The following is an 18,225-nucleotide window of genomic DNA, read 5'->3' on the forward strand; positions in this document are numbered from 1 at the left end:
AACTAAAAATATATAATTTTTATGAAAGGCAATAGGTAATGAATAAGAAAAATTTATCAATCTTATAAATCAAATACTATGTATTTAATATTTTATAAGGAGGAATTATATGCTTAAATCCATTTTATTAGCAACTTTTTTACTTAGTTCACCAATTTTGTCAACAACTCAGATTAACACTAATAATAAAAATTTACATGCGTTAAGTTTTGATAAAAATATAAAAGAAGTAAGTACAAAATTAATTAACCACAATGATGAAAAATTTAATAGTGAAAATAAACAAAAAATAGAAGATCTTTATTTAAAAGAAGGTATAACTTATTTAGATAATGGTTATGTTCTCGAAAATAAAGTGATACCTATATTAAACTATTTTCAATGATTTGCTGGTGCTGAGAGTAATTTACAAACAAGTCAATCATTTTCTTTTGCAAAAAGTTTATATGACGATAAGAACAAAACAGATGTTAAGATAGTTGGTTATGAAGCACTAGCTAGTGGACCAATAATGTTGGATTGAGTTACAAAAATTGGTTACTCATGAATAGAAATAATAAACGAACCGATGATTATCTCTGATTTAAATCTTGTAGCAAATACAGGTGTATCCTACAAAAAATCTAAAGTACATTTAAAAGGTGTCTATAATGTCTTCAAAGGAATTAGAGGAGAAATCAGGTATAAAAACATCTTAGGTAAAAATAGAACCATAGCAAAATCAAAAAGTTTTTGATGTTTTGGTTTATGTAATACAACTTTTAAGGGAGCAATCTCAATTCAAGCAATTTACAATAAAAAAAATTAGGAGGAATTATGAAAAAAATACTATCAATTTTATCGGTGATCACCTTGGCACCAACGACATCTTTTCTAGTTGTTTCTTGTGGGCCTGGAGATATTACTTTTAAATCAAAGTTAAGTTCTTCGATAAGTAATTTATATATTTCTTATAAAGAAGGCGATATTCTTGACGAAAAATTCGTTTTAAATTGGATTTACAATTCTAAAATTCTAAATACACCAGAACTTCAAAAAGGAATATATGTTCAAGAATTAACAGTTAAAGAAAATCAAAGTGACGAATATACAGCAAAAATAATAGTGACTGAAGAATCAATTAAGTTTGAAGTAGAAACTTTTATTTCTGAAATAAAGTTTTTTAAAAATTAAAAATAAAACAAGAGAAAAAACATTTTTTAATATCTAAATCTATTTTTAGTTCAATGATTAAAGTTATGACAAAAAGTGTAATAGTATAATTTTTGTATACAGGAGGATTGTAAAAATGAAAATGTTATTATCTTTAATTGCATCAAGTTCATTTGTTTCCTCAATTGCTTTAACCACAGTTTCGTGTTCAGAACCTGCAGATAAATACTTGAGAGCTGATAATATAAAAAAAAGGCTTTCAAATTTTTCCACAAGACACTTTGAAACAAATCAAGAATTTGAAGAAGAATTTAAAAACATATTTAATTCTTATGAATATATAACATTTAACAAAAATCAAAGACCTTTAGAAGATCATTGATTATTAATAACTGATTTTAAATACGAATATACAAAAGAAAATCAAGTTTCAGCAGTAAAAGATACAAAAATTAGTTTAAATATTTTTTCTGCAAAAGAAAATCAATGAGAATTAAATAAACCAACAGTTGCAAGCACTCTTATATTGGTTGGCGTAACTGAAAACATTGAAAAAATTAGTAACCTAGATACAAATGTTGGTCAATTAGAAAAATATGATCAAGCAAAAGAAGTGTTTCTTGCAAATAATGAAAATATTTTTTCAGATGGTGTTGAATTACTTATAGATCGTTCAGGAAGCGAAACTAAACTATATATTGTAGGAGATGAAAAATATTATTCAGGAAAAATAGAGTTAGAATTTAGTTTAAAAAATAATTAGATATTTTTTGTTAAATTAAAAATATAAGTTATAATTAATTTAATAGTAGTAGAGGAGTTACATCAAAAGGTCAACTATTTCTAGAAAATAGCGCATTCGTAACTTGCTGTTGCTCGAATTCAAAAAAACCAAAACTGCGGTTTAGTTTTATAAGGGTTTATCCCTTTTTTTTGACTTTTTTTGTTAAAATTTGTTCGATATATGAGAATATATGAGTGACAAAGTAGGAAATAATTAAAGATCCTAAAACAAATTGTCTAAAATAAAAATGAATTGAAAAGAGAGAAAAAACTTATGGAAAAACCAAAATTTTATTTAGGTAGTCATGTTGGAATGAATTCTGCAAATGATTACTTACTAGGAAGTGCAAGAGAAGCAATTGAAAATGGAGCAAACACTTTAATGTTTTTTACAGGAGCTCCTCAAAATACTCGAAGAACTGAAACTAGCAAATTAAAAATTAATGAATTTAAAAACTTGTTAATAGAAAATGAAATAGATATTAACAAAGTAATTTGTCATGGACCTTACACAATAAACTTAGCAAACACAGTTAAAAGTGATACTTTTGATTTAGGAGTAAGACTTTTAAAAGAAGAACTTTTAAGATTAGAAGAAATTGGAGTACACACTTTAGTTTTACATCCAGGAGCTGCTGTTGGAGCGCCAAGAGAGTTAGCGCTTCAAAGTGTAGCTAAAGGATTGAATATGGTTTATAAAGAATTACCAAACACTCCTGTAAGAGTTGCTTTAGAAACAATGTCAGGAAAAGGAACAGAAGTTTGTATTACTTTTGAAGAAATCAAAACTGTTTTGGACATGGTTGAAGCAAAAGACAAAGTAGGGGTTTGTTTTGATACATGTCATATGCATGATGCTGGCTATGATGTTAAAGACAACTTCGATAAAGTAGTTGAAGAGTTTGATCAAATAGTTGGATTAGACAAACTTATGGCAATTCACTTAAATGACAGTAAAAACCCAATTGCAAATCATAAAGATCGTCACGAAAACATAGGATATGGTTACATTGGTTTTGAAACTCTTGCAAATGTAGTTCACAACCCATTATTTAAAGAAATTCCTATTGTTTTAGAAACTCCTTGAATTAACGGGAAAGTAAGTCCTTATAAAGTAGAAATCGAAATGATCAAAAACAAAAAATTTACAAATCCATTTAAGGAAAAAGAATTAATAAAATAAAATATAATTAGTAAATAAAAATAAGAAGATAACCAGACACCCTAAAGAAAAAAGTAAATATCATATAATCTAAGAAATATTTAGAAAGTGGTATTTGAGTGGATCAAGTTATCAAGCAAAATAATTTGGATTTTGACTTTAAAGACAAAAGCAAATCAAAAGCAATAATTAAATCTAAAAGAGAAGCTAATATTGAATTGTTAAGATTTGTATTAGCTTTATTTGTAGTTATTATCCACACAATAGGGGGACCTACAATCGTTTTTGCACGAGGAAGTGTTCCTTGTTTTGCTCTTATCACAGGTTATTTTTTAATAAGAAAACAAGATGATTTTAGATTTTTAAGATTTATACCCACTTTGTTTTTACTATTATTTTTAAACGTTATTTTATCTTTAATTTTTAACTTAATATCTGTAAATACAATTGATAAACAATTGGTTGAAGGAACTGAAGAATGATTAAAACTTATATTTTTTGGAACAAATCCAATGTGATATATGTGAGCAATTCTTTTTGTTTATATTTTGTCTCCATTTATAAATGAAGGAATGAAAAGAATGAGCACTTTTTCAAGTGGTTTTTTAATAGTTTCTTTATTTCTAATTTTTCAAATAAGTGGTTTGATAAAATTTAGCTATATAAGTTCTTCTGGTTACTATCATTTAGAAGGTTTTTTTGTAGTTCTTTACAGTTATATGTTTGGAGCTTTTTTAGCACTGCATTGTGAAAACTTCTTTAGAAGAAAAAGTCTTATTTGAATCATATTTGCTTCAACTTTAATAATTTCTTATATCTTTGTTGCTCTTTATTACTTAGTGTATCCAAATGCAAACACTTGATTTCAAATGGCAAGATCAAATCATGGTTTTATGTCAATTTTTATTGCATTTTCATTTTTTGCTGTTTTTAAAACCTTTGAAATAAAAGATAACAAATTTATATTTTATTTAGGAGCACTTTCAACAGTTATATATGCTTTTCATCAAACTTTCATTGATTTTTTAGATCTATATATAATAGGGTTCTTAAAAGAAGATTTATGATTAGAAATATTATATACACTAGCAAGATTTGCAATTGCTATGACAGGCAGTTTGGTTATTTCAGTTATTATGTATTATCCTTTTAAATACCTAAATAATCATATATCTAGATTAGTTAACAAACTAATAGTTAAAATGGAAAACAAATTTAATAGAGTAAATAATAAAACCACTATAGAATAGCGGTTTATTTATTATATAAATCTAATCTTAATCTTAAAGCTTTATCTAAAACTCTAATATTGTTTTCAATTTCTCTTATTTTTTCTCTAAAGTTAGCTTGTAAGTAATCATCTTGAATTGAAATTAACATAGAAACTAATGTTAATAATTCTACTCAAATAGCTTGGTTTTCTGAGTATTGTTCCATTTCGTTTAAATCAATATCTGAATCTCTTAAAATAACATCTAACTTAAATTTGTATTTCTTAATACAAAACAGATCAAATAGATCAACTATTTTTTGATCTGAATAAATATTGTTAAAATTGCTTAAAACCTTTAAACACATGTCATTTATTTCTTTGTTTGTAACTTCTGGTCTTTGATTATCTCCCAATAAATGGAATAGGGTGTTCATATTTACACCATCATCAAAAAAATCATCTTTCATAGGTAAATTTCTCCTTACTTTAATAATATATTAATGTAAAATAATAAAGAATTAAGGTGAAAAGATGAAAAAACTACTTACAATTTTAACTGGTTTTACAGTTACTATTACTCCAGCAACTCAAATAGTGAGTTGCCAAATAACTCCAAATAACACTTATAAAAATCCTTCAGATATTGAAGAATTCTGAAATTTTAAATCATACAATACAATTTCTGTTGATCCAGCTAATGTTGATGGAGCATTATTTGAAACTAATTTAAAAGAATTAATTGCAAACAACTTTAGAAATCAAGAAGTTATAAATAAAGTATTGGGAAATGAACAAAACACTAAAACTCAAACAAAAGATGAGCAACAAAAAATCTCATTTAAATACTTTAAAAATTCTCAAGGAGTTGAAATTACTGATATTTCAGAATATTTAAAAACTATTTTAAGTGATAAAGTAGCAGAGCAAAAAACAATATATTTCAAATATTCATTCGATGGAACTACATACAATAATAGTTATTTAAAATTAAATGTAACCAATATTCCAAAAGTAAAATAAAGTATGTTTTCAAATAAAGTATTTAAAGAAGCATTAGAAGGTAAAAACTCTATAGAGATCAATTCTGCATTCCTTTCAAAAATCAAAAGTTCTCTTCCAAAAGAAAACAAAAATATAGATACAAATTTTGTAAAGCAAAACCAAGCAGCTGTATTATACTTTTTAAACGGAATGTTCTCATCAATTAAAAAAGTTACAGGAATAGAAGTTCAAAGTAGTTTAAAATGAATGGAAAATCCTAATCCTCACTCACACCCAGAAAGACCTTATGAGTGAAGGTTACTTTCACCTGCAGAACAATTATTATTAGAGATTATAAAAGATTCAAATGATTCAACTGGATTTATCAATTTTATAAATTACTGATTAAATAATGGAGAAAACAAAAATTCAGAACCTTACAAAAATGAGTTCGAAACTTGATTAGGTTTAGGAAACATAACTTTTACAGTTCAATAAGAGATCTTTAAAAATTAAATATAGAAAAGGCGAAAAAAAAGATGGAAAAAGAAATTAGTAAATTAAAAAATAGAAGAAGAAAAACGATTCAAATCTTATATCGTCTTTTTTTATTGGATGAAAACAAAAACAAAATAAAACAAGAAATCTTAGATGGATTTCAATTAGAAACTTTTGATGAAAGTTTAAATGATTATATTTTTGATCTATTAGATGATAGTCAAGAATATAAAGAAATAATATCGAGTCTACTTCCAGAAACTTGATCATGATTAAGACTGCCAAAAATTATTCAAGCAATTTTAGTTAATGCAGTTTATGAAATCAAAAAAGAAATAACACCAAAACCTGTTGTAATTAATGAAAGTATTGAATTGACAAGAGAATATTTACCAAGCTTTGAAACAGCTTTTGTAAATGGATTGTTAGATAACATTAAATAGAAATAAGTAGGGGTTAAATAATATGAGCATATATAATTTTTCAAATTTTAAAAGTGAACTTAAAGATCATCTTGCATCTTTAAAAAGTGAAATTAAAGTTTTGGTATATAAAGAATTCAAAAATTATATTTTTAAAAACAAACTAAAGTCTCAACATGACTTTTCAAAAAGTTTTTTAACTAAAGCTTTTTGTGAGCTTGCAACATATTGTTATTTGCAAAATTTTAATGCAAAACTTTTTAATTCAAAAAACTATAGTCTAATTAAAGACTACTTAAAAAATTCAGAAGAACAATTTAAAACTCAAGAATTTAAAAACGTTGTAATTGTTAGTGCAGCAAAACTATCAAAAGAAGATGTTGAGTTAAATAACTTTATTAAAACTTTAACAGATGATTTAAAAGTAAATGTTTGAGTTAGAAATTTGGATTGATATAACAACGAACACTTCTTAAGAGAAGTTAAGTTAGATAAAAAAGTAAGTGAGTATCAAGAAGAACTTATTAAAATGTTAAAAACTTATGACAAAGAACTTTTTGATTTAATTTCAGAAAACAAATTTAAAGGAACTAGATTAAACTTTAAAGAAGATTGACATTTATTTTTAGAAAAAAATGTTTCATATAGTTTAGAAAAATTTATTTTTACACCGATTAAATATGATGAAGATAATTATGATAAAAAAATGAATAAATTATCTCAACTAGTAAAAAACGATACAATATTTTTATTTGTAAACAATGTTGACGTTGAAGAAAAATATAAAACCACTTTACTTAATGACTTAAGTTTCTTTTCAGAAATAATTAAGTTTGACAGTCCAATCTTTACAATTGATAACAATGACTTCTTTAGTTTATTAAATCCTTTAGCTCTAAAAAACTTTAATAGTTTCAAAGAACTTTCAAACTTCTTACTAAACAAACCAAAAGTTAATTCTAACGATGAAGTTAGTTTAGAAGATTCAAAATCATCAGATACTTTAAATTGATATTGAAATAAAATTTTAGATGACGAAAATAATCAAAAAGAATTTAAAGAAATAATTGGAGAACCTGAAAAAGATTTAGAAAAAACAGTTACATTTAATGATCACTCTAACTTAGATGAATTATTAAAAGAACACAATTCACATGAACTATCAAAAGACTTTGAAGATATTCTTTTAGAAATAACTCAAGAAAATAATTTATTAACAAAAGAATTTTCTAAAAAAGCAAGTAAAGAATTTTTAAACTTTATTAACTTGTTTGATAGAGAAATAAATGATGTAGAAATTATTTCTACTGAATACAATAAAGATAAATATTTATACTTTAAAGAAGCTATTAATGAAAAAAATATTGGTGAAGTTATGGATTTCTTATCAAATAAGATCGATGATTTAACTGAAATATTACAAAGTAAAAAAATGACAAAACAAGATGCAATGAATTACTATACATTGTATATAAAAATAAAAAGTTGTCTCAATGAAATTGAATTCTTAAGATTAAAATAATTTTTTATAAAGTAGAGGTGAAAAAATATGACAGAAATGATTTTTAAAATTTCAGATTTTGCAGATATCTTAAAAGATTATGTTGAAGAATCTAATGCTTTTAAAAATGTAAACATAAAAGGTGAAGTTGCAAACTTAACTTTAAATAAAAGTGGTCATATTTATTTTTCTTTAAAAGATAGTCAAGCAAAAGTTGATTGTGCAATTTGAAAAACTAATGCACAAAAATTTATTGACTTAAATATAAAAGAGGGGACCGAAATAATTGGAAAGGGGTCTCTTTCTTATTACAAGCCAACTGGTAAATTAACTTTTACTATTTATGATGTAAGAGTAGATGGTGTTGGGGAACTTTCAATCTTGTATGATAAAAGATTTAAAGAATTAAAAGAGCAGGGTTGGTTTTTAGATGAATTTAAAAAACCTATTCCTAAATTTCCAAACAATATAGGAATAGTTACAGCTGCAACTGGAGATGCGGTAAGAGATTTAATTACAACAATTAAAAGAAGATATCCACCAGTAAATATATTTTTGTTTCCATCACTTGTTCAAGGTGAAGGAGCAGCAAAAGATATTGCTAAAAAAATAAAACAAGCTAACAACTTTGAAGTTAAGCTAGACACTTTAATTGTTGGAAGAGGTGGAGGAAGTTATGAAGATCTTTGATCATTTAATGAGTTGGAAGTTCTTCAAGCGATAAGAGAAAGTGATATACCAATCATAAGTGGTGTTGGTCATGAACCAGATATTACTTTAACCGATTATGTTTCTGACTTCAGAGCTTCAACTCCAACTGCTGCTGGTGAAAAAGCAACACCAGATAAAGAAAGTGTTATTCATGCACTTGCAAATAAAACAAATGAGTTTGCAAAAGTTTTAACTAACAAAATTGAAAAGATTAATTACGAAATTGAGAATGTTGATTCAAAATTAAAAAGTGTTTTAAAAAATAAATACTTAAATTTAAAAACTAATTTTGAAAACATATCAAACAATTTAAATTCAATAATTAACAATAAAATTAAATTTATTAATAATGATTTTGAAAACGATATTAAAACTTGAAAACAGATATTACAACATAGATTAGAAAAAGATAAAAATCAATTAAAAATGTTTGAAGAAAAAATAGAATTACAAAGCCCTTTCTTACCGTTAGAGAAGGGTTATGCAATTTTAAAACAAGAAAAAGAAATAATAAGATCTGTAAATAATATAGATGCAAATAAAAATATAACTGCCATTTTAAAAGATGGAGAAGTGAATTTAAAATTAGAAAAAGGAAGTGAATAAAATGAGCGCAAAAAACTTTAATGAACTATTAGACGAAATAAAAAATATATCAAATAAGTTAAATGATTCAAATACTTCAATGGAAGATTCAATTGAATTATTTAAAAAGGGAACTGAAATGATTAAAGAAGCAAAAGATCAATTAACAACTCTTGAAGGAGAAGTTAAAAAAGTTCTTGAAAATAACGATACAACAAATTTCTAATAAAACAAAAAAATGGATTGCTCCATTTTTTTTATGCTTTTGCAATTTTATTTGCATCTTCATCAATTATTAAATTAAAGTTAGGGTGCAAAGTTAATACTGTAGAAGGAACAACTTCTGTAACAGGACCATTTAAAATTTGATCTATTACTTCAGCTTTGCTTTCACCATTTGCCATCATTATAATGTTTTTTGTTGCCATAACTTCTCTTGGACCCATTGTTACAAATTCATCATTAAATAATGTCATATCTAACTTTGATACACTAGTGTTGTTTTCTAAATCTTTTACTTTTATAACTCTAGTTTTATCTCCGAACTTTGTTACTCCAGACATGTTTCCACAAAAGTGTCCATCAGTTCCAATACCTAAAAGTATTAAATCTAATCCTCCATCTTTTTCTAATTGTGAAATATGTTCCTTTCAATTAACAAAATTCATTCTGTGAATATTGCTTTCGTTTATATTTCCAGGTTTATAGAATAATTTTTCTAGATCTTGAATTGTTATTCCTGTAGTTAAATCACTTCTAAAAGGAACTTCATCAAAGTTATAGAAATGAACATTTTCAAAATTGTTAATTTCATTTTTTTTGTTTATTAATTTTTCATAAAACAGTATTGGAGTTTTTCCTCCAGTAACAGCAACATTAAATCTCTTTTTATCACTTTCATTTATCAACTTGATAAACAACTCTAATGTTATGTCTGTCATTTCTTCATAATTTTTTGTTTTTATTAATTGCATAGCAAATTTCCTTTCCTATACACTAATTTTAATATTTTAATATGTATATTTACTTTCCATATTGGAAAGTAAATAATTTGATATAATTTCATTAATGAAAGGGTAAGTACATGAAGAAAAGATATTTTAGTTACATCTTTATATGAAATTTAATGTTTTTATTAACTAATTTATTTTTAGCAAATTTTTTAAAGTATTTTCATATTTTAAATTTGTCATGCATTTTCCTGTTTGTAAATTTATATTGTATAAAATACACATTAGAAAATATAGAAAGATCTAAATCAATAAAATATAACTCTAAAGCTAGTGTTATATTTAAAAGTAAAAACTTAAAAAGTCTTTTGAGTTTACTGCTTCCTTTAACTTTTTTAACGCAAGGTTATGTATCATTTTTTTCACAGCAAAACTCTGAATTAGTTTTAAAACTTTGTTCAATACCAATATCTGCAATATTTATAATAATGTTAATAAGTTATGTAGCTTTGAGTTTATTTATAAGTTTAGTAAATGTTCTATTTAAATTATTTCAAAAAATAATTTTAAAGATTAAATATTTAACTAAAAAGTATTTAAGACAAGATAATTATAAAGTTGATTTACTTTTAATTCAGCTATTTAAGTTTTATAAAAAGTTCTTAGATTTAGTAAATTTAAAAATTAAAACAGTTATAAGTATTAATAAAATAAAAATTAACAAATCAACTATTTGAGTTGATAGCAAACAAACTTCTAATTTTTAATTATTAAAAATTAGAAGGAGAAATTCATGAATAAACAAAAAAACTTTAATAAATATACAAAACTATTTTTAGCAGGTCTTTTCATAGTTGCAATATTTGATGCAGCACTTGTAATGTCAATTAGTATTAGAAGCATAATTTATTTTGTAGAGGGGAAATGGTTTATACCAATAATCCAGTTTCTTCCTTTAACTTTCTTTACAACTTTATTTATATTTGAATTAAAACTAATAATTAAGTTTTATAAAAACTTTAAATTAATTGATAAACAAAGCAAAGAAAGACACATTATTGCTTTTGATCAAACAATAGAGCAAAACCCAAAAGCTTATAAAACAGAAAGAATCTTTTTATATCTTTCATGTTCGCTTATTGTTTTGTTTGGAGGACTAGGGTTAATTCCTTTATTCTTCTTATTAAATGGCGAAAAAGCTCATAAACAATGAAAAGAACAAAAATAAATCTAAGCCCAAATAATTGGGTTTTTTTTATCTCATTATTGTAAAATATGAATGGTGAAATAAATGAAACTATCACAATTAAGTACTTTTAAAGATATTTATCAAATAAAAGACAATGATCAATTAATTGAATTAGCTCAAGATATACGTGACTTTCTAAATGACTTTGTAAACAAAAATAAAGGTCATATCGGAAGTAATCTTGGAGTAGTTGAATTAACATTGTCTATTTTGTCATACTTCGATCTTGAAAAAACAATAGTTTTATTTGATACAGGTCACCAATCACATGTTTTTAAACTTCTAGTACATGGGATTGAAAAATTTAATACTTTAAAACAATATAAAGGATTGAGTAATTTTCAAGAAATAAAAGAATCAGAATATGATTGAATAAGTACTGGACACAGTTCAACATCACTTGCATATCAGTTTGGTTATGCACTTGCAAGTGATAAGCAAAACATCATTTCAGTTATTGGAGATGCAGCTTTCTTTGGATCTTACACTTTACCTGGATTAATAAATTTACAAAACACAGAGAAAAGAACAATTACAATAGTTAACGACAACAACCAAGCAATCGGAGAAAATTCACTAGCTATAAAAGACATAAAAATGTATGTTGAGTCACTTGGGTTTAAATACATTAAATGTGAAGATGGACATGACTTTGAAAAACTTTTCAATTCATTTGATCAAGCACTAAATTCAAAAGAACATGTTGTTATTCATTGTATTACAAAAAAAGCATTCAAATATAAAGGTGAAAATGAGTTATTTCAAAATCATTCAGTTGAATCTAAAATGGAAAACAGTTATTCAAAATTAATAGCTAATGAATTAGAAAAAAACTTTACAGAAAATGACTTCTTAGTTTGTCCTGCAATGTTAAACTCATCAAACTTTGATAACTTAAAAAATAAGTTTAATAAAAATGTAATTGATGTTGGTATAAACGAAGAGTTTGGTATTTTAACTGCAAGTGCAATTGCAAATACTGGTAAAAAAACTTTTGTGTCAATATACTCTACATTTTTTCAAAGAGTTTTTGATCAATTAGTACATGATGTATTTAGAAACAATCTTTCTATGACATTTCTTATCGATAGGGGAGGGTTAAATTATAGTGGGGGAGTTAGTCATCATGGAATTTATGATGTTTCGCTTGTAAACAACTTTGAAAATTCCATTATAGCTCAACCATATAGTTTAAACGACTTAAAAGTTTTAACACAACAATCTTATAACAACAAAGATAAACAATTTTTTCTTAGATATGAAAACTTAGAAGCAATTGATGATCAAAAAAATGAAGAGTTTGAAATTGGAAAATGAGATGAAATAATCTATAACAAAAACAATAGATTAACTCTTATAAGTTATGGTAATGTTTTAAATGACTTTAAAACAAATATTGAAAATAACAATTTAGAAATTAATTTAATAAACGCTAGATATATAAATCCAATCGATAAAGAAATGATAAAAAAACACAAAGAAAATAATATTTTCGTTTATGAACAAGTTATAAATAGAAACAATTTATTTTCAAACATTAAAAGGGAATTTAATAATTTAAACTTAACAAGTTTTGCATTTAGCAAAACAGATATTCAACACGGATCAAAAGAATTAATTCTAAAAGAATTAAACATGGATGTAGAATATATTATAAATAAAATACTTGAGGTGAAAAAGCATGCAAAGGATAGTTGATAGAAATTATTTTTTAGAGAAACTTTCAAAAGACAGAGAAATTAGTGATTTAATTTCAAGTCAATCTGAAAAAGAAAATCTAAGCTTTTTTGAAAACTTAAAAGAGTTAAGAAGAATATTGCACTTAAAATCTCAAACAGACAAAAAAATATTAAATGAGTATAACAAGTTAATTGTTATACCGACAGGAACTGAAGAAACTCTTATAAGAGAGTTAAATGAGTTCAATAAAGAAATGTACAATGATCTTCCAGAGCATTACACTATTGATTTTGGAATTGAACTTAGCAAAGATAATAAACCAAAAGTTAAAAAAGTTAATAATTTAAAAACAGCTTACAAGAAAAATATTTTAAATCTTTCAAATCCATATATACAAGATTCATCAATTATTTTAGATGAAACTCAAGACATTTCGCAAAAGACAGCAATAGATCCATTTGTGGAAAAAACAATTCAAGATTTTGAAACATTATTAATGAATGAACCAGTTAATAATGATGATAAAGAAAGTTATGTTGATAAACTTTTAAAAGATGAAGATTATAGTTCTGAAGTAATTAAAGATAATGAAGAAATTTATGTAGAGAACGTTGAAGAAAAAGAAAAAATGATTTCAGAAATAAGAGATTCTCTTACAAATGGAAACTATGGTAAATTAAATTTAACAAAACCTATTTCTTTATCTACAACAAGATACATGAGAAAACTTGAAACACTTAAAAAAGGATTTGTAAAAACTTATGGAAGTGAGTTATTCAAAAAAATAAGTGAGTGAGTTCAACAAGAAGATGCTCTTTACGAAAATGTTGAAAGAGTAAAAAGAGTAAACAGTTTAAGAAAACAAAAGTTAAACTTTAAAAAGAAAAGAAAGTTTAATGCAAAACCTAAAAGAAAATTTTAAAGGGGAGATAATTTTATGAAACAAAGACTTGATCAAATTTTATTAGAATTAGAATTAACAGAAAACAGAAATAAAGCCAGAGGTTTGATAATTGATGGTAAAGTTTTAGTTAATGATGAAAAAATAACAAAACCTGGAACATTGTTTGATCAAGAAAAAATAAAAATAAAATTATTAAACCAAGAAAATGAATTTGTAAGTAGAGCTGGTAAAAAATTATTTAAAGCAATTAAACATTGAAATATTAATTTAGAAAATAAAGTTTGTTTAGACATTGGTTCTTCAACAGGGGGATTTACAGATTGTTGTTTACAACATAACGCAAGTTATGTTTATGCAGTTGATGTTGGAACAAATCAATTAGATTGAAAATTAAGAAGTAATGAAAAAGTTAAATCAATGGAAAAAACAAACTTTAGAAATGTAACTAAAGATTTTTTTGATAAAGAAATAAATTTCTTTTGTTGCGATGTAAGTTTTATTTCTATAGAAAAAATATTATTACCATTAAAAGATATTGTTGATGAAGAAGTGTGTGGTGTTATTTTAATAAAACCACAATTCGAATCAGACAAAGAAGATGTTAAGAATGGAAAAATAAATTCAAAAGAAGGTCACATAAAATCAATTACTAGAGTTATAAATTATTGTAATGAAAATAGTTTTTCAGTAGAGGATGTTAATTGATCACCTATACTTGGAAACAAGAAAAAAAATGTAGAGTACCTATGCTTTATAAAGAAAAATAAAACAGTTAAAAATAATTTTGATACAAACACAATTCCAAAACTTGTAGATGATTGTTGAAAGTTCTTCGAAGATAACGATGAAGAATAAAAAAGTAATTTTTCTATTAGACATGGATGCTTTCTTTGCAAGTTGTCATATGGCAAAAGATCCAAGTCTTAGAAATAAAAATTTAGTAGTAGCTTCTCCAAACAGAAGAGCTATTGTTACAACTGCAAGTTATAATGCAAGAAGTTTTGGAATAAAAGCAGGTACACCAATTTTTCAAGCAAAAGAATTATGTAAAGATCTTTACATAGCAAATTCTGATTTTAGTTTGTATATAGAATTTTCAGAAAAGGTTTTTGAAATAATTTATACAAACTTTACAAAAGATTTTGAAGTTGCTTCAATTGATGAGTGTTATATTGATATGACAAAAGTTTGAAAAAAATTTGGTTCTGTAAAAAGAGCTGCACAAGCAATGATTGATATGATTTATGAACAAACTGGTTTAACTTCATCAATTGGAATAAGTACAAATAAGTTTTTAGCAAAAATGTGTGTTGACTTTAATAAACCAAAAGGAATTTCTTTTTTACTAGAAGAAGATATTGATAAAAAACTTTGACCATTAGAAATTCAAAAAATGTATATGGTTGGACCAGCAACTCAAAAAACTTTAAATGAAAATAATATTTTTACAATTAAAGATTTAGCTTTGTCTGACTTAAATAAAATTGTTGACTTGTTAGGGAAAAGAGGGCTTACACTTTGATACTGAGCAAACGGAAAAGGTGATGACACAGTTTCGCGTGAAGCAAGTGAATTTAAATCAATTGGTAATGAACTTACTTTAAACTTTACAACAACAAACCATGAAGAGATAGAAGAAATTATTTATGAAGTTTGTTTAAAAGTTTCTGACAGGGCAAAGAAAAGATATTTACAAGGAACAACTATTACAATAGTTGCAAAATATTTAGATGATATTGGACCTGAAGTATATAGCAACAAAGAAAGAAAAAAACATTTAACAAAACAAGAATCAATTTCAAATCCAACAAATGATCCAGAAATTATTTTCTCAATTGCAAAGCAATGTTTTTATGAACTTTGAACAGGACAACCAATTCTTTTATTGGGAGTTAGGTTAAGTAATTTAAAAAATCAAATAGAACAAACTAAACAACTTTCAATTGATGAAATAGATTTGAACGAAGGAATAGATTATAATGAAATTGAACAAATAATTTATAACCTAAACTTAAAATTTGGTAAAGATAAAATATTTACTGGAGATAAATTAGTTAAGTACATGGAAAAAAATATGGTTCAATCAAAATTTTTAAAAAATGATGATGTTCATATTTCAAATGAACAAATTGTAAATAAATGAAAAAACAAATAGGGGAGTTAAGTTATGGATTATAGAATAGATGATTTAATTTTAGAATTACATTCAATTCACAGTCAATTAAATGATTTTCTATTTTCAAACGCCCTATCAGATATTAAAATTTCTATTGAAACAAGCAAAAGAAAAAGCAGATTAACTTTAGGACACTTTGATACATCAAAAGATTGATCTGATAACAAAAACCAAATAACTATATGAACTTTAGCTTTAAATGGAGATTATATAAGATTAATTGGTGTACTAGTACATGAGATGGTTCACCAATACAACTACGAGAGAGACGTAAAAGATGTTGAAAACAACCAACGACACAACAAAAAGTTCAAGGAGATAGCTGAAAGTAAAGCTAAACTAATAGTACAATCAGCTTCAAGAAGAGGATTTTCTAACACACAACCTTCTTATGAACTTATCGATTTCATCGAAAAATGACTTGATTTTAACAAAGAATTATTTAAAAAAATGATTCACAAGGATGCACTAGAATATCGTCCAATAGGTTATAATAAAAGTAATAGATACATATGTCAGGGTTGTCAAACAGTTATCAATAACTCAAGAGAAAAACCATTAAATATTATGTGTATGGATTGCAAAATGGTGTTTCAAAAAGTTTCATAGTGTATATTGCAATATACACTTTTTATAAATTACTACAATAATTTGTATAACTTTAATACTTTGCAATGATAAAATTAATTTAACACTTTTATATAGATTTCAGGAGGTTCTATGGCAGGATTCGCACCAAAGTTTTGTCCCACTCACTTACAAATACATGTATGTGATTTACAAAACGTATTTAACAAAAACAAAACAATTGAAGAAGATCTTGGTGCAAAAGTAAGAAGATTGCATGGAACTCAAACAGAAGAAGAGATTGCACAAGAACAATCAAAAAGAAAGCACCAACCAGGTACTTTAGGAGATATATTAGCTAAAGCTAGACAAAAAATAGATCTTGAAAAAGAAACTATTGCTCAAAATGACCCAGAAAACAAAGTTGCAAGTGGAGAAGAAATAAACGATCGTATGGCAGCTTTAAGAGCAAAAATGATGGGAGGGAGTGCCCCTTCCCCTTCTAACTCTAGTGAAAATAACTCTTCTCAACCAAGTGGATTACAACAAATTATACAAAATGCTCAAGAACATCAAAAAGATAACCCACAAGAGCCATTTAAAGCCCCTGAAAGGTCAACTATGGGCGAAAACAAGTATAAAGACTTGCCAAGAGGTAATAAACCCTCTGCAGTACTTAAAGATTTAGATTTAGACACAATAACAGCAAAAGATGTTGTTGGTGAACCAATTGTTAAGAAAAAAGAAGAAAAATTAACACCAAAAGAATCTAAAGAAGAAAGAAAAGAAAATGCAGAGAAGCTATTTAGCCAAGAAGAAACACAAGAATTAATACAATTGGCTGTAAAAGAAGCTTTAAAACAAGTTGGTATTATAGGATCAGAAGAAAAACCAAAGAAAACTGCAAGCAAACCTAAAACAACAACTGCTAAAAGAGCTAAATCAGAAGATAAAGATAACCAAAAAATAAGCGAAGATAAAAAACCAAAGATAAAAAAAGAGGAAATGTAATAATTTCCTCTTTTTTTACTAATATACTATAAATTCGTGACCTGTCATGTCCCCTTCAATACTTTCAATAAAGCATTTTGCAGCATTTGCAACAGGAACTGGTTTAACACCTTTAAAGTATTCACCATATGCTTCCATTGATTCATCAAATACTGATGGACTTACACAGTTAATTCTTATATCTCTTTCAAAATCAATTGCAGCACCCTTTACAAATGATGCAACCCCTGCATTTACCATTGATAACATTGAACCCATTTTAATTGGTTGATCTTTAATTACTCCAGTAATTAAAGTAAAACTTCCTTTATCATTTAAGTAGTTTTGTCCAACCAAAACAAGATTTACTTGTCCAATAAGTTTGTTTTGAACTGAATACATTGCATCTTCATTTGTTAATGTTTCAATTGGTTTCATTGCAGCACTTCCTGCAGCTGAAATAATGTGATCCACTTTCCCTATTTGTTCAAACATATTTTTAATGCTTTCAACAGAGCTCATATCAACTCTTACATCCCCAGAATTTCTTCCAGCTACGATAATTTCGTAGTTATTTTTGTTACTTTTTAGTTCTTTTAGTACTGCAGAACCTAAAGTTCCACTTCCTCCAACTAATAATACTTTCATAAATAAGTTACCTCTTTTTTCTAAACAAGAATATTATATATCAAAAAAACAAG

Annotated in this window: 22 protein-coding genes; 19 read left to right on the forward strand and 3 right to left on the reverse strand. The window is 25.5% G+C overall.

Annotated elements, in window-relative coordinates:
* Window positions 1-109: 109 nt before the first annotated feature.
* The 5 genes from SBIUS_RS02210 to SBIUS_RS02230 all read left to right on the forward strand — a co-directional run bounded on the left by SBIUS_RS02210 (window position 110) and on the right by SBIUS_RS02230 (window position 4,347).
* A complete protein-coding gene (locus SBIUS_RS02210) occupies window positions 110-808 on the forward strand; it encodes a hypothetical protein (RefSeq protein WP_162684872.1) in 699 nt (232 codons plus the stop codon).
* A gap of 8 nt (window positions 809-816) precedes the next feature.
* Window positions 817-1,173, forward strand: a complete 357-nt coding sequence (locus SBIUS_RS02215) for a lipoprotein (RefSeq protein ID WP_162684873.1) — start codon at window positions 817-819, stop codon at window positions 1,171-1,173.
* Between the two features lie 115 nt (window positions 1,174-1,288).
* Window positions 1,289-1,915: a hypothetical protein gene (locus SBIUS_RS02220; protein WP_162684874.1), complete on the forward strand. Its 627-nt coding sequence runs from the start codon at window positions 1,289-1,291 to the stop codon at window positions 1,913-1,915.
* Between the two features lie 294 nt (window positions 1,916-2,209).
* Entirely contained in the window at window positions 2,210-3,118 is a 909-nt protein-coding gene (locus SBIUS_RS02225) for a deoxyribonuclease IV (RefSeq protein WP_162684875.1), read from the forward strand.
* 98 nt (window positions 3,119-3,216) lie between these two features.
* Window positions 3,217-4,347: an acyltransferase gene (locus SBIUS_RS02230; RefSeq protein ID WP_162684876.1), complete on the forward strand. Its 1,131-nt coding sequence runs from the start codon at window positions 3,217-3,219 to the stop codon at window positions 4,345-4,347.
* Window positions 4,348-4,351: 4 nt separating this feature from the next.
* Here the strand turns inward: SBIUS_RS02230 and SBIUS_RS02235 are convergent, their stop codons facing one another.
* Complete coding sequence (locus tag SBIUS_RS02235; RefSeq protein WP_162684877.1) at window positions 4,352-4,777, reverse strand: hypothetical protein; 426 nt, start codon at window positions 4,775-4,777, stop codon at window positions 4,352-4,354.
* A gap of 64 nt (window positions 4,778-4,841) precedes the next feature.
* Between SBIUS_RS02235 and SBIUS_RS02240 the strand changes: the two genes are divergently transcribed.
* The 6 genes from SBIUS_RS02240 to xseB are packed head-to-tail and all read left to right on the forward strand — an operon-like array spanning window position 4,842 to window position 9,234.
* Window positions 4,842-5,330, forward strand: a complete 489-nt coding sequence (locus SBIUS_RS02240; RefSeq protein ID WP_162684878.1) for a lipoprotein — start codon at window positions 4,842-4,844, stop codon at window positions 5,328-5,330.
* A gap of 3 nt (window positions 5,331-5,333) precedes the next feature.
* Complete coding sequence (locus SBIUS_RS02245; protein WP_162684879.1) at window positions 5,334-5,789, forward strand: hypothetical protein; 456 nt, start codon at window positions 5,334-5,336, stop codon at window positions 5,787-5,789.
* A gap of 41 nt (window positions 5,790-5,830) precedes the next feature.
* Complete coding sequence (locus tag SBIUS_RS02250) at window positions 5,831-6,232, forward strand: transcription antitermination protein NusB (RefSeq protein ID WP_162684880.1); 402 nt, start codon at window positions 5,831-5,833, stop codon at window positions 6,230-6,232.
* 22 nt (window positions 6,233-6,254) lie between these two features.
* The gene (locus tag SBIUS_RS02255; RefSeq protein WP_162684881.1) at window positions 6,255-7,733 is read left to right on the forward strand and encodes a hypothetical protein; all 1,479 of its coding nucleotides are present in this window, start codon (window positions 6,255-6,257) and stop codon (window positions 7,731-7,733) included.
* 27 nt (window positions 7,734-7,760) lie between these two features.
* Entirely contained in the window at window positions 7,761-9,029 is a 1,269-nt protein-coding gene (gene xseA / locus SBIUS_RS02260) for an exodeoxyribonuclease VII large subunit (RefSeq protein ID WP_162684882.1), read from the forward strand.
* A gap of 1 nt (window position 9,030) precedes the next feature.
* Window positions 9,031-9,234, forward strand: a complete 204-nt coding sequence (xseB, locus tag SBIUS_RS02265; protein ID WP_162684883.1) for an exodeoxyribonuclease VII small subunit — start codon at window positions 9,031-9,033, stop codon at window positions 9,232-9,234.
* 31 nt (window positions 9,235-9,265) lie between these two features.
* Here the strand turns inward: xseB and SBIUS_RS02270 are convergent, their stop codons facing one another.
* Entirely contained in the window at window positions 9,266-9,982 is a 717-nt protein-coding gene (locus SBIUS_RS02270) for a glucosamine-6-phosphate deaminase (protein WP_162684884.1), read from the reverse strand.
* Between the two features lie 344 nt (window positions 9,983-10,326).
* On the opposite strand from SBIUS_RS02270, the gene SBIUS_RS02275 reads away from it, so the two are divergent.
* The 8 genes from SBIUS_RS02275 (at window position 10,327) to SBIUS_RS02310 (ending at window position 17,545) form a co-directional block, all read left to right on the forward strand.
* Entirely contained in the window at window positions 10,327-10,725 is a 399-nt protein-coding gene (locus SBIUS_RS02275) for a hypothetical protein (protein ID WP_162684885.1), read from the forward strand.
* A 26-nt stretch (window positions 10,726-10,751) separates the two neighbouring features.
* Window positions 10,752-11,186: a hypothetical protein gene (locus SBIUS_RS02280; RefSeq protein WP_162684886.1), complete on the forward strand. Its 435-nt coding sequence runs from the start codon at window positions 10,752-10,754 to the stop codon at window positions 11,184-11,186.
* Window positions 11,187-11,249: 63 nt separating this feature from the next.
* Window positions 11,250-12,908 (forward strand): 1-deoxy-D-xylulose-5-phosphate synthase N-terminal domain-containing protein, encoded by a 1,659-nt coding sequence (locus SBIUS_RS02285; protein WP_162684887.1) that lies wholly within the window; start codon window positions 11,250-11,252, stop codon window positions 12,906-12,908.
* Entirely contained in the window at window positions 12,889-13,809 is a 921-nt protein-coding gene (locus SBIUS_RS02290; RefSeq protein ID WP_162684888.1) for a hypothetical protein, read from the forward strand. Before SBIUS_RS02285 ends, SBIUS_RS02290 begins: the two co-directional genes overlap by 20 nt.
* A 15-nt stretch (window positions 13,810-13,824) precedes the next feature.
* On the forward strand, window positions 13,825-14,646 hold the full coding sequence (locus SBIUS_RS02295; RefSeq protein WP_162684889.1) for a TlyA family RNA methyltransferase: 822 nt from the start codon (window positions 13,825-13,827) through the stop codon (window positions 14,644-14,646).
* Window positions 14,636-15,946 (forward strand): DNA polymerase IV, encoded by a 1,311-nt coding sequence (locus SBIUS_RS02300; RefSeq protein WP_162684890.1) that lies wholly within the window; start codon window positions 14,636-14,638, stop codon window positions 15,944-15,946. Before SBIUS_RS02295 ends, SBIUS_RS02300 begins: the two co-directional genes overlap by 11 nt.
* Before the next feature lie 12 nt (window positions 15,947-15,958).
* Window positions 15,959-16,576 (forward strand): SprT-like domain-containing protein, encoded by a 618-nt coding sequence (locus tag SBIUS_RS02305; RefSeq protein WP_162684891.1) that lies wholly within the window; start codon window positions 15,959-15,961, stop codon window positions 16,574-16,576.
* Window positions 16,577-16,687: 111 nt separating this feature from the next.
* Window positions 16,688-17,545 carry a hypothetical protein gene (locus tag SBIUS_RS02310; protein WP_162684892.1) on the forward strand — a complete coding sequence of 286 codons (858 nt, stop codon included), beginning with the start codon at window positions 16,688-16,690 and terminating at the stop codon, window positions 17,543-17,545.
* Between the two features lie 18 nt (window positions 17,546-17,563).
* Here SBIUS_RS02310 and SBIUS_RS02315 read toward each other — a convergent pair whose 3' ends face one another.
* Window positions 17,564-18,172 carry a short chain dehydrogenase gene (locus SBIUS_RS02315; protein ID WP_162684893.1) on the reverse strand — a complete coding sequence of 203 codons (609 nt, stop codon included), beginning with the start codon at window positions 18,170-18,172 and terminating at the stop codon, window positions 17,564-17,566.
* Window positions 18,173-18,225: the final 53 nt, after the last annotated feature.

The organism is Spiroplasma sp. BIUS-1 (genome assembly GCF_010365805.1).
Classification (GTDB): Bacteria; Bacillota_I; Bacilli_A; order Mycoplasmatales; family Mycoplasmataceae; genus Spiroplasma_A.